11 protein-coding genes and 1 pseudogene are annotated in these 14,266 nt (G+C 61.4%); 2 read left to right on the top strand and 10 right to left on the bottom strand.

All coding sequences use genetic code 11. From position 1 onward, the window contains the following. Positions 1-1,191 (bottom strand): DUF4347 domain-containing protein (locus tag BZK31_RS09630; RefSeq protein ID WP_157900719.1); only part of this gene is annotated, 1,191 nt, incomplete at its 3' end. A 139-nt stretch (positions 1,192-1,330) separates the two neighbouring features. Continuing rightward, on the bottom strand, positions 1,331-2,167 hold the full coding sequence (locus BZK31_RS09625) for a sulfotransferase family protein (protein WP_083182466.1): 837 nt from the start codon (positions 2,165-2,167) through the stop codon (positions 1,331-1,333). A 386-nt stretch (positions 2,168-2,553) separates the two neighbouring features. On the opposite strand from BZK31_RS09625, the pseudogene BZK31_RS09620 reads away from it, so the two are divergent. Both BZK31_RS09620 and BZK31_RS09615 read left to right on the top strand, forming a co-directional pair. Further along, a pseudogene (locus BZK31_RS09620) lies at positions 2,554-3,144 on the top strand (phage tail protein). 50 nt (positions 3,145-3,194) lie between these two features. After that, complete coding sequence (locus tag BZK31_RS09615; RefSeq protein WP_083182465.1) at positions 3,195-3,506, top strand: DUF6916 family protein; 312 nt, start codon at positions 3,195-3,197, stop codon at positions 3,504-3,506. Position 3,507: 1 nt separating this feature from the next. Here BZK31_RS09615 and BZK31_RS09610 read toward each other — a convergent pair whose 3' ends face one another. From BZK31_RS09610 to BZK31_RS09575, 8 genes are all read right to left on the bottom strand, one after another. Then, a complete protein-coding gene (locus BZK31_RS09610) occupies positions 3,508-4,026 on the bottom strand; it encodes a GNAT family N-acetyltransferase (RefSeq protein ID WP_083182464.1) in 519 nt (172 codons plus the stop codon). Positions 4,027-4,055: 29 nt separating this feature from the next. Next, positions 4,056-6,152 carry a site-2 protease family protein gene (locus BZK31_RS09605; protein WP_083182463.1) on the bottom strand — a complete coding sequence of 699 codons (2,097 nt, stop codon included), beginning with the start codon at positions 6,150-6,152 and terminating at the stop codon, positions 4,056-4,058. Next, positions 6,152-7,471 (bottom strand): efflux RND transporter periplasmic adaptor subunit, encoded by a 1,320-nt coding sequence (locus BZK31_RS09600; protein WP_083182462.1) that lies wholly within the window; start codon positions 7,469-7,471, stop codon positions 6,152-6,154. The genes BZK31_RS09605 and BZK31_RS09600 overlap by 1 nt, the downstream gene beginning before the upstream one ends. Further along, complete coding sequence (locus BZK31_RS09595) at positions 7,468-8,220, bottom strand: efflux RND transporter periplasmic adaptor subunit (protein WP_087881652.1); 753 nt, start codon at positions 8,218-8,220, stop codon at positions 7,468-7,470. The genes BZK31_RS09600 and BZK31_RS09595 overlap by 4 nt, the downstream gene beginning before the upstream one ends. Positions 8,221-8,285: 65 nt before the next feature. Then, positions 8,286-10,403, bottom strand: a complete 2,118-nt coding sequence (locus tag BZK31_RS09590; RefSeq protein WP_083182460.1) for a two-component system response regulator — start codon at positions 10,401-10,403, stop codon at positions 8,286-8,288. Beyond that, positions 10,400-10,801, bottom strand: a complete 402-nt coding sequence (locus BZK31_RS09585; RefSeq protein WP_083182459.1) for a response regulator — start codon at positions 10,799-10,801, stop codon at positions 10,400-10,402. The genes BZK31_RS09590 and BZK31_RS09585 overlap by 4 nt, the downstream gene beginning before the upstream one ends. Beyond that, the gene (locus BZK31_RS09580) at positions 10,786-12,504 is read right to left on the bottom strand and encodes a PAS domain-containing sensor histidine kinase (RefSeq protein ID WP_415639523.1); all 1,719 of its coding nucleotides are present in this window, start codon (positions 12,502-12,504) and stop codon (positions 10,786-10,788) included. Before BZK31_RS09580 ends, BZK31_RS09585 begins: the two co-directional genes overlap by 16 nt. 183 nt (positions 12,505-12,687) lie before the next feature. Continuing rightward, positions 12,688-14,196, bottom strand: a complete 1,509-nt coding sequence (locus BZK31_RS09575; RefSeq protein WP_083182458.1) for a sigma-54-dependent transcriptional regulator — start codon at positions 14,194-14,196, stop codon at positions 12,688-12,690. Between the last annotated feature and the right edge of the window lie 70 nt (positions 14,197-14,266).

Here is a 14,266-nt window from a genome sequence, read left to right as displayed (position 1 = left end):
GGGGGGCGAATGGGTCCCTCCACCCCCGCCGCGGCACCCTTTTTGCCACCGGATCCCGCCGCCACCGCCGCCCCCGCCGCCCACGGTCGGGGCCACAACGCCGCCGCCTCCGGCGGGGGCGGTGGCGGCGTTGGCGGTGACCGTAACGTTACGCAGTGTGAGGTTGCCCGCGTTGTTGATACCGCCGCCCAGCGCATCAGCCGCGGCAATGGCAGAGCCACTGTTTGCCCCCGCCGTGGTGGCCACGCCTCGGGTAATGACCACGCCATCAAGCGTGGCTGTTGTCCCTGAGGTGATCCTGATGACGCTGGTTCTGTTCTGGCCATCCAGGGTGACGTCTGCGACGCCGTCGTTATTGAGGTCGCCATCGATGGTGATGTTTTTGTTCACAAGCAGTTGAGTCTGCAGCGAGACAGTCATGCCAGACGAAAAGGTCACGATATCGCCGTTCTGGGCGTTGGCCAGTGCATCGCGCAGTGTACCGGCGCCGGTGTTGCTGGCGGAGTTGACCGTAAAGGTCGCCAGTCCCCACTGGTAGGCGTCCATCGACTGCCGTGAAAGAGCGCTGACACTTTCGATACTGCCGGTCGCGATTTCCAGATCCCAGTCGCCGCCCACGCCGGTGCGGTTGGTGGAGGCCGCGATGTCACGGCCGGTCAGCGTAGCCAGCGAGTCCACGAAGCTCAGGCCCTGATCGCCCTCAGCGGTGTTGCAGGCGTAGATCAGAATGTCGCCGCCCGAGTTGATATCGTTGCCGATCTCGGCCAGCAAGGCGCTGCGCTGCGAGAGGTTGTCAGCCGAAACGTAGCTGTTGCCCAGCCACAGATCGCCCGAGTTGCCGTGCGCAATGATCTGTACCGAACTGACGCCTTGATGGGAGCCCAGATAGTCGGCGATCTGTTGCAGGCCGTCTTTGGTGGCATCCAGTTCGACCACTTGGGCGCCCGGCGCCACGCCCGCCAGCAGGCTGGCGGAATCCTTGACGCGGGAATCGACGAACACCACCGTGCTGCCGGGGACGGCGGCAGGCGTGGCGGCCACGTCCGCAGTGGCCTCGGGCTGTGCATGGTTACCGTTGCTGGCGCTATGGGCCTGCTCGGCGCTCTTGGCGGCGGCATCGGGCGTCGGCTGGCTGTCCGGTTGGGCAGCGGCTTCGGCCACTGTCGCCGCCACGGCACCGTCGAACAGCATGCGCGGTTCCAGCGACATGATCATAGGGGCTGCGGGGGAGGTCGCACTCGAAGGTGCCCGCTGTGTAATCCGCGAATTCTTTTTGTTCCACCACATACTGCTCACCCAGGATCGAACGTTACGACCTATAAAACCGCGATCACTTGACCGCGGCGTCTGCTTTCATGCGGATGACATTGGCTGCGCTGGCAGATCCGTCATTCCAGAACGACAACTGTGAATACTGCTCGAACAGGTCCGGCGGCAGGATGGTCTGCCTCGGCTCCAGCGCGACACGGGGCTTGACCTTGTGCAGGCCGGACACGCCCAGCGCATCGTCGAACTGGGGCGCGTCATAGGAAAGGTTGTTGAAGTCGTGTTCGAACCAGGGTTCGTCGATGAACTCGTAGACCAGCCGCATCACCCGATCCGGCGCCTGGGACAACAGGTCGTAGTCGATCAGCAGAATCGAGCCTGCGTGTTCGCCGTAATAGGCTTCCTTGAGCGAGGCCCAGGCAAACCCCACCAGCCGGTTGCGCTGAGCCAGGGTTTCGACACGGCTGTAGACCGTGTTGCGTTCGACGTCATCGTTGAACAGCTTGGTGTTCTCGAAAGGATTGGCGCGGTACAGGCGTTCGATACTGTCCATCACCCAGGCGACGTTGCGCACACAGGCGATCACTTTGCAGTGCGGAAACAGGTCCATCAGCGCGGGCAATCGGGAGGTCCATCCGCGACTGGTATCGAACACCACATCCTTCGCGGACTTGTCGGCGTAATAGGACTCGAAAATGCCGCGCAACAGGCGACGACGCATGTCGGTACTGATCACCGAAGAGAATTCGCTGCCTGCACTGCACTGCCCCAGGATGCTGGAAAACAGTGAACCGACCGGACTGCTCATGCCCGCGTGAAAGCGTGGGTTCTGCAGCAGAATCGCAGAGAGCAGGGTGGATCCTGAGCGTGGCAAACCCGCGATGAAATGGAATTTCTGCATCCGTGCGTCCAGAAAAAGGATATGCGTTTGAGTGTATGTGCCACGTGACAAACTGCAGCGTTATGGCAGTACTTCGACACTATTCTGCAGGTCTTGAAGGATAGGAAGAAGAAAAATAGTAGCTCAAAGCCATTACTCCCGTATTCATTGGGGAAAAGTCCCGAAAGAATGTCGACTATCGGATGAACGGTCGTGAACTTTGTATGATGAGCGGCATGTGTAAGGTAGGTATCCGCTTATCTATCTGTATGAATAGGGAGCTTTCGTTGTAAGAGTCGCGAAAAAATTCGCACGGCAGGAAGCTGCGTCTACGCTTTCATTCTGCCACCCAAGGGCACATGCCCTGGTGGATCGAAGGTATCCCATGTCGTAAAAGGATGAAGTGTATGGAAGTGTTTATGGGTTCGATCATGACGTTCGGTTTTCCGTTTGCGCCCTATGGCTGGGCGCAATGTAACGGGCAGACTATGAATATCAGCCAATACTCCGCGTTGTATACGCTGCTGGGGGTTGCCTATGGGGGCAATGGGTCGCAGACCTTTATGCTGCCTAACCTGCAGGGCCGGGTCCCGATCAATCAGGGCACCGGCGTCGGCCTGACCAATCGTGTGATCGGGACATCGTCCGGCACTGAGAGCATCACTGTCGCCATCACTAACATGCCATCACATGTCCATCAGATGACGTCGCTGACCGCGACCACGACCGTCCAGCTGGCCAATCCGGCGGTCGCCGGGGCGAGCATTGCACCAACGGCCGACAACGCCTTTATCGGTGCCTCTACCACCGGGCCGAGTTCCGCCAATATCTTTTCGCCTAATGTGGGGACCGCGCCCATCAACTAGAAGGGCGTCACTACGGCAATCAGCGGCACCATGCAGCCGGTCGGCGGTGGCCTGCCGTTGGGCAGCATGAACCCGTTTCTGGTTGTGAATTTCAGCATTGCCCTGCAAGGGCTTTTCCCGACACGGGAGTGACACTGGCCGGGTCGTGAGCAGACGCTTGCATCCCCTTTCTGGAGGTATTCATGCTGAATGAAGTCACCGTGGACGATTTTCGGGCCGTGCTGGGTACTGTCTGCACGCTGCAACTGCGCGATGGCAGTCAATTGCCGGTAAACGTTTCATCGGTCGCGGAAAAGCCACAGGCGCGACTGGCTCAAGATTCGCGCCTGCCGTTCAATGTGTCCTTGAGTTCGCTTGCTCCCAGCGGCTTCGTCGATGGGACATGTGCATTCGAGCTGCCCGAGGTCGGGCTGCTGCAGGAGGTGTTCGTGTCGCGGGTGCCACCGATGGGCCGGGACGAAAGCCTGGCGTATTACTGCATCAGCTTCAACTGATTCACACCGTCCGGGCCGAGGCATTCTGGCCCGCATACCACACCAGCCGCTCCGCCGCCACGTCCCGCTCCTCCACCTGAAACCCCAGCGCCAGATAGTGCTGGCGCGCATGGGGGTTATTGGCCCAGACCACCGTCGCCACCGGGCAGCGAATCTGCTCGGCCGCCTGTTGCACGCCTTGCAGTACGATGCGCCCATAGCCTTTGCCACGCGCCGCCGGAATGAAGGCCAGGTACAGAACGCGGATCTCGTTGTGGCCGAAGTCAGTGACCAGTGCACCTATCAGCGTGCCCAGCTTCTCGACCACGTAATGCATGGCATTGGGAAAGTGGTCGCCCAGACCTTGCTCCTGTATCTGGAACTGCTGGCCGATCACGGCTTCCACCTGCTCCCGTTCGCCGTCGATCAGTTGCAGATCGGGCCGCGCCGAGTGATAGAGCATCTGCAGAAAAGCGCCATCGCTGGCCCGTGATGGCCGCACGACCAGCCCGTGTGTATTGGCGAAAGGCTTGTTGTTCATCCGTGTTGTCCTCTGTCCATGTATGAGCTTCAAAAGCCGCTTTCGCGCACCCCGAGTGCGGCCAGTCTTCGCCAGGCGGCCCCCAACAGCGATTCGCTGCGGCCCTGCAGGACGGCAACGCCACGCAATGGCTGGGGCGCACCGTCGACCGTTTCAGTCAGCCGGAGCCTCACGCCGTACTGTGCCTGAACCGGTTCGGCGCGCTGGTTTTCATCGCGGCGCACAGCGATGGGACCGTGATGATCGGAGCTCAAGGCTTCCTGATCCAGGTACGCAACGCCGTTGGTATCGACTTCCAGCAGTTCCACGGGCAACGATCCGCGCATCGGGTCGTCGGCGATGAACCGCCCGCGATCACCAGGAGTGATGCGCCACAACGCATTTTCGGCCACATAACCGCGAATTCGCGTGCCTTCTTCCACAATACGCAGCACCGGGTCTTTGGTGGAAATCCAGCGGCCTGCGTTCAGTTGCGGCATCAGGTCTCGTACCTGCCCGGCCTTGGGTGCACGCAGCAGCAACCGCTCGCGCCGGGCGGCCAGACCCCGGTACTCGGCCACCGCTTCGGCAAGGCGTTGCTCGAGGATTCCCGCGTCGGCGGCGGTCTCGCTGCGCCCGGCCTGACGGCGCATCTGCAGTTGCAGGATATTGATTTCGCGCCGGACGATGCCCTGACGCGAGTCAATGTCCGGCGACTCAAGCTCCATCAGCACCGCGCCCTGCTCGACGAACTGGCCGTCTTTCACGTTGACCTGTTTCACCCTTGCGGCAGCTGGTGCGTGTACGGCAGTGACGCTTTCGGCTTCGAGCATCACCGGCAGTTCGACGCTGCTGCTCCACGGCACGATCAGCAGCAACAGCAGTGCCAGCAGGCCGACCGCGCTGAGCAGGACACGCGGTGTATGCGCCTGTTCGCGGTTCGCCCACCAGTGCCGGGTTTCCTTGAGAATCGGCAGAAAGATGAACCAGCCCAGTTCCACCAGCATCAGGAAAATCCCCAGCACTTTGAAAAACAGATGATAGACCGCCAACGCGATGCCGAAAAACAGTGCCGCCCGCCACAGCCACGACAGATAGCCCCACCACAACAATCGGCGTTGCATGACCGGCGACCAGGGTTCCGGAGCCCCAAGGCCGTAACCGAACAGCGCCTCGCGCAGGCGCCAGCGGCACAGCGCGAAGGCGCGGCCCTGCAAGTTATCGACTTCCCACAGGTCGCTGATCAGAAAGTAGCCATCGAAACGCATGAACGGGTTGAGGTTGACCACCACCGTCGTCAGCCAGGTGGCACTGGCGAGCATGAAGGCTGCCGTACGCGCCGGTCCGTCCGGCAGCAGCGACCAGGCGAGCAGCGCGATACAGGCCAGAACCATTTCAGCCAGCACGCCGCCCGCACCGATCAACAGACGAGCACGTCGGTCATTCACCCGCCAGGCGTCGCTGACGTCGGTGTAGAACAGCGGCAGCAGCACCATGAAGGCGACGCCCATGCTTTGCACCCGACATCCGGCGCGCTTGGCCATGAAGGCATGACCGAATTCATGACAGAGCTTGGCGAAAAACAATGCGAATCCAAACGACAGCGCGCCTCCCAGGCTGAACAGGTGCGGGAACGTGCCGATGAAACGCTGCCAGTCGCGGGCGACCAGAAAGACGCCCAGCCCCAGCGTCAGCGGCAGGCCGTAGCGCAACAGGTGTGGGCCGAAGCGCAACAGCCACGGCCAGATGCGATTGAGGAAGGCGTCCGGTCGCCACAGCGGAATACGGAAAAACAGGTATTGATGGAGCAGCGTCTGCCACACCCCTTGCCGCGAGGCCGCTGCCTTATAGGCGTAACTGGCGCGTTGTTCAGGGTCCAGCGCGACGATCAGGTCGTGACCGCGTAAAAAGCGCAGCAGTTCTTCCACTTCGCCGTTGCCCAACGGCAGGCCCGGCTCGCGGTTTGCCGCTTGCAGCACGCGTGCGGCATCACCCAGCGCCCAGTGGCGTAACAGGCGGATGGCCTGAGTGCCAAGCTTGAAATAGCGACCCCGGACCGGATCGGCCAGCGTCCAGCGCGGCGATCCGTCCAGTGCCGGAGCCGCAGCGGTCAGTTGCAGGTCCGAGCGCAGACTGGGCAGGATCATTACAGACCCACGCTCTGGCGTAGCCCTGCCAGCGGCCGCCGCAACAGATACAGGGCCAGCGGTGCCCGGTCACCGAAGACTTTGGCGGTGCCACGCAAACCGATGCGCGGCGGGGCATCTTCAAATCGCGCGTCCAGCCGATAGGCCAGTTGGCCGCCAGGCGTGGGCTGCGCTTCATAGGCGGCCCGCTCGAGCCGCGCGGCATGGCGGTGCAGCGGATCACTGTCCAGAAACAGCGCCACTTCGGCGTCGGGCTCCAGCATGATGGCGTCGCCCACCGCCAGTTCGATGCGCAATTCGGCCTGGGTCGGATCGGCAATCTCCAGCAAGCGCTCGCCGGTCTGCACCGGCTTACCGGTCCAGCGCTGGGCGTCGGCGAACACCGCGATTCCGTCTCGCTCGGCGCGCACTTCACTGCGCTTGAGCAGTTCGCGGGCGTAATCGCGTTCGGCCCGTTTCTGCTCGACGCGGGCGGCCAGCAGATCCATTCTGGAGTTGGACTCGGCGTCGGCGAAGGAGCGTTGCGAATTGGCTTTCAGTTCGGCTTCGGCAACGCCCAGCGCACGTTCGGCGACGTCGGCCTGGGCCTTGAGCGTAGTGTTTTCGAAGCGCAGCAGCACATCGCCGGTCTTGACCGGCTGGTTGGGCTTGATCAGAAATTCGGCGATCACGCCATCCAGTGGCGCGGCGACTACCCGGCCACCCAGCGGCACGACCTCGGCCGGGGCGAGCACCGACTGACGCACCGGAATCAGCAGGCACAGCAACGCCAGGACCACCAGCAGCGCCTGGCGCTTGCGGTTGAAGCGCAATCGCCAGGGTTTGCCGGGTTGCAGCGCCAGCCATGCGTGGCTGTAGGTATCGCCCAATTGAGCAAGCAGGACTTGCTCGGCCGGGGTCCATGGCGTATCGCGGGCCAGCCACAGTCCGCCGAACACCTCGCCCTTGCGATCCTGCAGCGGCAGCCAGAACACATGGGGTGCCGACAGGCTGTTCCAGTCATCGCGCACTGAAGCACTGAACGCTTCCATGTGCACCACGCGAGCCGGTTTGATCTGTTCGAGCTTGAGCAACTGGCCGACGGCATGCTCGACGAAAGCCACGAAGGGTGCATTGGGCTCGATCACGCTGACGCCCGTCACCGAGCGGACTTTGCCGGCAATCACCAGCGCCGCATGGCGAAAACCGAACAGGCCCTGGCCGTCGTTGGTCAGGCTATAGGTCAATTGCTCGATGGTCGGCGCGGCACGGGTCAGCCGCTCAAGGTCCAGAAACTGCGCGAATACCCGTTCTACAGCGCCTGATGCCGGTGCGTTCACTTGGGCTCCGCAAAGCGGGCCGTGCCGCTCATGCCGCCCAGCAGGCCCTCGACCCTGGGCAGGCTGGCGATCAGCAGCAGGGTCTGGCTGCCTTCATCGATGCGGGCGCCGAGTCGCTTGACGGTGGCGGTCAGCGGCTGGCCGGTTTCGTCCGGAACGAAGCTGAACGTCTGGCCGGGCTTGAGTCTGCTCATCCAGCGTGACGGCACCAGCAGGTGGATTTCCAGGGTGCGGTTATCGACGATTTCCAGCATCGGTGTGCCTGCCGAAACGCTTTCGTAGCGCTTGACCTTGCGCTCCACGACTTGCCCGTCGTACGGCGCAATCACGCTGCAACGTTTGATCTGCACCTGATAGACACTGGACTGGGCTTGAGTTTCGGAGAGTCTGGCCTCTGCGCGCGCAACCTCGAAACGGCCGACCGAATTGAGCGATGCCAACTGGCGGTTGTGCGCCAGTTCTTCGCTGGCACCGCGACTGGCGGCCTGGGCGGCATTGAGCTGGGCCTGATAAGCCGAGCAGTCGAAGCGCACCAGTGTGTCACCCTTGTTGAAAAACTCACCTTCCTGAAAGGGCAGATCAACGATGCGGCCGGACAGTTCGCTGGCCAGCACCGCCTGATTCTGTGCCCGTAAAACACCACGGGCTTCACTTGATGACGCGGCGGATGCAGCGCCTGCTGCAGGCTCGTCGATCAGACCCGCTTCGCCAGATGTCTGCGCCTGGGCCAGACTCACCACACTTAACATCCCTGACAGTACAACGTGCAAACACCGCATACAGCGGACTCCTTGAATGGGCGCGCCACGCCTTATCAGCCCAATCGACTGCCTGGCACGCGCAGGTACGTCTCCAGTTCCGCCAGCGGCAATGGTTTGCTCACCAGATAGCCCTGGACCTGATCACAATGGTTTTCAGTCAGAAATGCCAGTTGCTCAGGGGCTTCCACACCTTCTGCAATCACCTTCAGGTCAAGGCTGTGGGCCAGCTCGATGATCGCTCGGGCGATCGCTGCATCCTGCGGGTTACTGGTCACTTCACGAATGAAGGCAATGTCGATTTTTAACTTGTCGATAGGGAATCGGCGCAGGTAAGCCAGACTTGAATAGCCGGTGCCGAAATCGTCGATGGAAATCCTCACGCCCATGCTCTTGAGCATCTGCAGGGTGGCAATGGTGTGCGTGGTATTTTCCATCAGCGAGCTTTCCGTCAGTTCGACCTCCAGCCATTGCGGGTCAACCTGATGCCGTTCAAGCGCCTGAGCGATGTCGGCGATCAGACTGCTGCCTGAGATCTGCTGGCCTGAAACATTGACCGCGACCTGAAACGATCCCAGTCCCGAACGCTGCCACAGGGCGATCTGCGCGCAGACGCTGTCGATGACCCAACTGCCGACTTCGCTGATCAGGCCGAGGCTTTCCAGCACCGGTACGAATACAGCGGGCGAAACCCTTGAGTGGCCGGGGCGCGACCAGCGCAGCAAGGCTTCGAGCCCGCAGACGCTGCCGTCTGCCAGGCTGACCTTGGGCTGATAGGCGAGTTCGAACGCTCCTTCACGTACCGCCTCGCGCAAGGCCGCCTCCAGATCCAGGCGCTCGGACACTTCGGTGTTCATTTGCGCAGTGTAGAACCGATAACCGTCGACCCCTTTTTTCTTCGCATTGTTCATCGCCGTGTAGGCGTGCCGCACCAGCTCGCGTGCATCTTCACCGTCTTCGGGGAACAGCGCGACGCCGATGCTGGCGGTCATGACAATGCGCTGGTCTTCGATCTGGAATGGCGTGCGCAGTTTCTGGCGAATGCGCTCCAGTATCTGATGGGTGTCGGTCTGACCGTCGCGAATCATTAGAATCAGGGCAAATTCGTCGCCGTCCACCCGGCCGAGCGTGTCGCTGGCATTAAGGCAGCTCGCCAGCCGCTGACTGACTTCGAGCAACGCCTGATCGCCCAGTACATGGCCCCAGGTTTCGTTGATGTTCTTGAAGCCGTCGAGATTGACGGTCATCACCGCCAGCTTCCAGCGGCTGACGGCCGCCTGGGTCAGGCCCATCTGCAGGCTGGTGAAAAACAGGTCGCGGTTGGGCAGGCCGGTCAGGCTGTCGTAGTGAGCCATTTTCAGCAGGCGCTGATCGGACTCCTTGCGACGGGTGATGTCGTGGACGATGCCGACGATGATCCAGTCGTCGCCGGCCTGATAGGCCTGTCGATGAATTTCCACTGACACGTCACGGCCGCTCTTGTCGCGGATCATGGTCTCCAGCGGCTCGCTCGGGCCTTTACCGGCGATGATCTGGTCGTAGACCTTTTCCAGTTGTTCCATTGAGCTGTCGCCCAGGTCGGCAGGCGTCTTGTGCAGCAGTTCTTCGGAGGTGTAACCCAGTAACTGGCAGGCGCGCCGGTTGAACTCGATCAGGCTCATGGTGTTGCGGTTGATCAGAAAGATGGCGTCGTCGGAGGCATCCATCACCGAGCGGAAGCGCTCCAGGTCAATGGTGCGCTGCTGCAGTTGTTCTTCCAGGATCAAGTTGTGGCCTTTCATGTAATCGCCGAACGACTTGAGCCGCAGCAGGTTACGCACGCGCAGCCACAGTTCGGCACTGTCCACCGGTTTGTTCAGGTACTCCTCGGCGCCAGCTTCGAGCCCTGAAAGGCGGGCGCTCTGCTCGTCGAGTGCCGAGAGCATGATGATCGGGATGTTGGCCGTGTCCTTGGCGGTCTTGAGGTGATTGGCCACTTCGAAGCCGTCCATGCCCGGCATCATGATGTCCAGCAGGATCAGATCAGGTGGCTGCTGGGCGATCATGGCCAACGCCTTTTCGCCGGACTCTGCGGTCTGGGTCAGATAGTTCTGGTTGTGCAGGAGCACTTCCAGCAGGTCACGCACATGGACATCGTCGTCGACGATCAAGATGGTGGGCGCAGTCTGGGTCATGACGAGTGCTCGTGTGATGTGCCATCGGAATGTGTGGGGTCCAGCAAGGCGTCGATGACCCGGTACAGCTCCTTGTAGCGCAAGGGCTTGATGATGTAGGCGTTACAGCCTGCCAGCCGGATTTTTTCTTCGTCTTCTTTCATGGCCATGGCGGTCAGGGCGACCACCGGGATCGCCGCCGTCGCGGGATTGTTTTTCAACAGGGAAGTGGCTTTCAGTCCGTCCATTTCCGGTAACTGGATATCCATCAGGATCAGGTCGGGCTGACGTTCGCTTGCCAGTTTCAGGCCGGTCTCTGCATCGCTTGCAGTGATGACGCTGTGGTGGGCGCTGGTCAGCAACAGCTCGGCCAGGCGCATGTTGGCGGCGTTGTCTTCGACGATCAGGATTTGGGCCACGGCGCCTCCACATGAACGTGAGGGCGGATGGGCAGCCAGACCACGAAGCGAGCGCCCAGGTCCTTGACGCTGGCGACCGCGACGCTGCCGCCGTGCAGTTGGGCCAATTGCTTGACCATTGCCAGACCCAGTCCGGTGCCCTCGAATTTGCGCGCCAGGCTGCTGTCGATCTGGCTGAATGCCTTGAACAGCTTGTTCATGTCGCTCTGGGCGATCCCGATCCCGGCGTCGCTGACACTCAGTTCGAGAAACTGCTGACAGTCGCCGGGTGGCAGCTCGAATCCGTGCACCGGCCAGTCGCTCTCGATCCTGCCTGCCTGGGCGCGCGGAACGATACGCACGGCCAGGGTCACCAGTCCGCCCGGCTCACTGAATTTCACCGCGTTGGCCAGCAGGTTGTAGACAATCTGCTTGGTCTTGCGGCGATCGAGCACGAGCGGGCCGAAGTCAGCTTCGGGCGCGAGCTTCAACTGGATGCGCTGCAGCGCGGCCTGTTCGCGCACGATCAGCAGGCTGTTGCTCAACAGTTCATCCAGATCGACCGACTCCAGCTCCAGCGCCATCATGCCGGCTTCGACCTTGGACAGGTCGAGGATGTCGTTGATCAGCGACAGCAGGTGCTGACCGCTGTTGAAAATATCGCCGATGTACCTGCGCTGATCTTCGCTCATGAGGCCGACCATGCCGTCTCTGAGCGCTTCGGAAAACCCGATGATGGCGTTCAGCGGCGTGCGCAGCTCGTGGGACATGGTCGCGAGGAATTCCGACTTCATGTGGCTGGCGTGTTCCAGCTCAAGGTTCTTCTCTTCCAGCGTACGTTCGAAACGCTTGCGCTCGGTCACGTCACGGGCGGCGGCGAAGACACCTTTGAGCTTGCGATCACGGTCGTGGAAGGTCGCGGCGTTGTAGGAAACCACTGTCTCGGTGCCGTCATAGGCGCGTACGGTGAGTTCGTAATCGCTGACCGTATGTTCACTGAGTACCCGCTTGATCGCCGCCTCGGCGCTGGCCGGATCGGTGAAGAAGTTCTTGCACGGCGCGCCGATCAGCTCATCGCGGGTTCGCCCGGTCAGCGCCATCATCTGCTTGTTGACGTCGGAAATGATCCCCTGAGGATCGGTCATCATCAGCGCGTCGATGTTGGATTCGATCAGCGAGCGGGTATAGAAATGCTGGTCGCGCAAACGCTGGTCCAGCAGGGCCTGGGTTTCTTCCTCCTGCTTGCGCGCGGTGTTGTCCGTACCGATCAGCAGGTAGCCGATGATGGTTTCAGTGCTGTCGCGCAACGACGTGACCGAGACCATGGCCGACAGGCGGCTGCCGTCCTTGCGGATGTAGGTCAGTTCGTAAATGTCTTCGATGCCGCGAGAGGCTTTGAACACCAGCGCTTCGAAGCCCGGCGTGATGGGGGTATTGAGTTCATGGCTCAGCGCAGCGGCGCGGGTGATCAATTCGGCAGGGTCGGAGATGTCGGCGGGGGTGATCTTGTCGACTACGTCTTCGGACTGATAGCCAAGCATGCGCTCGGCACCCACATTGAAAATCTGAATGACACCGCGCTCATCGGTCGCGATGCTGGAGAAGTAGGCGCTGCTGAAGATCGCATCCTGCAGGGCACCGGTCTTGAGCAGATTCTTCTGCCGCCGGGATTCGACAATTCTTTCGTCGCGAGACTCGGACTCTATGGGCGGGCTCTGCATCATTGCTCCCGTTACTTCGCACATCTTCCTGTAATAGAAGCTGCACCGCATACGTACATACGTCGAGTGACTGACCCGGCAAGGCAAGTGTTGACAGTAACAGAGTGACTATCGACCGTTAGCCATTAAATAGCTACTAAAGCTTCCCGGCGGATGAGCAAGTCGTTAGAAAATGTTTCAATCCGCTCAGGGTTTACCGGGAATTCCGTACTTGCGCAGTCGGTGGGCAATGGCGGTGTGCGACGTGTGCAGGCGCGCGGCCAGTTGGCGTGTCGACGGGTAGTCGGCGTAGAGCTTTTCCAGCAGATCCCGTTCAAAGGATTCCACGGCGTGCTCAAGGCTGTCGACCTCGGTATCGTTCTGGCGCGCTACAGCGGTGCCGGCAATGTCCAGATCACCGATGTCCACCAGCGCGCTTTCGCTGATCGCGGCAGCGCGGAAGATCACGTTCTGCAATTGCCGAACGTTGCCCGGCCAGCGGTTGCCCAACAGGGCGGGGTAGGTGCCGGGTGCCAGACGGCAGACCGGGCGCTGAATCTGCGCGCAGGCCTGCTCCATGAAATAGCGGGCCAGCAACAGAATGTCCTGACCGCGCTCGCGCAACGGCGGCACTTCCAGGTTGAGGACGTTGAGGCGGTAGAACAGGTCTTCGCGGAACGTGCCTTCGCTGACCATCTTTTCCAGGTCGCGGTGAGTGGCGCTGAGGATGCGCACATTGACTTTGACCTCGCGGTCGCCGCCCACGCGCCGAAAGCTGCCGTCGTTGAGGAAACGCAGCAATTTGGCTTGCAGATAAGGCGACATCTCGCCAATTTCATCGAGAAACACGGTGCCTTGGTTGGCCAGCTCCATCAATCCCGGCTTGCCACCTCGCTGTGCACCGGTGAACGCGCCGGGCGCGTAACCGAACAGCTCGCTCTCGGCAAGGTTCTCTGGCAAAGCGGCACAGTTGAGGGCCAGAAAAGGTTCTCCGTGACGGGCGCTGCTGGCGTGACAGGCCCGAGCGACCAGTTCCTTGCCGGTGCCGGTTTCACCCTGGATCAACAGTGGCGCATCCAGCGCGGCAACCCGTTGCGCCCGCGCCTTGAGGGTGCGGATGGCGGCCGACTCGCCCAACAATGCATCGAAGCCTTCGGCATGATCGTGGTGCAGCGCGGACAGACGTTCACCGATGCGGCTGGGCAGGTACAACGTGATCAGCGCGCCGGCCTCGGTGATCGGGGTGGCATCGAGCAGCAGGGCCTCGCCATTAAGGGTGATTTCGCGCAACGGCAGGCGAAAGCCGTTTTCCAGAAGGACGGTTTGCAGACTGGGGTCGGCAAACAGATCGCCGATGGCTTCGCCCGCCGGTTCGCGGCCGATCAGGGCAATCAAGGCCGGATTGGCCAGCAGCACGTGCCCGGCGCTGTCCAGCGCCAATACCGGATCGGTCATGGCCGCCAACAGCGCATCGAGCTGCAGATGACGTCGCTGGCCGGGCAGGATGTCCACCACCGTGATCGCTTCCACGCCTCTGACCCGAAACAGCGCGTCCTTGAGCTCTTCGAGCATTTGATGGCTGAGCGTCGGTGCGTCGATGTACACGTTGGGCGGCACCATTTCCACGGCATCCAGATTCAGATTGCGCCCACCCAGAATCGCCAGCACTTCCTGGGTGATACCGACACGATCGATGAAGCTGACATGGATGCGCATGGGGGGAGTGCGGGTCCGCAAACAGGAGGGTGGCAAGTATGCCTTGTGGCGCGGGTTTGGTGAAATTCAG

Origin of the sequence: Pseudomonas floridensis (genome assembly GCF_002087235.1) — a bacterium.
In the GTDB taxonomy this organism is placed as follows: Bacteria; Pseudomonadota; Gammaproteobacteria; order Pseudomonadales; family Pseudomonadaceae; genus Aquipseudomonas; species Aquipseudomonas floridensis.
This window is presented reverse-complemented; position numbering and strand designations above follow the sequence as displayed.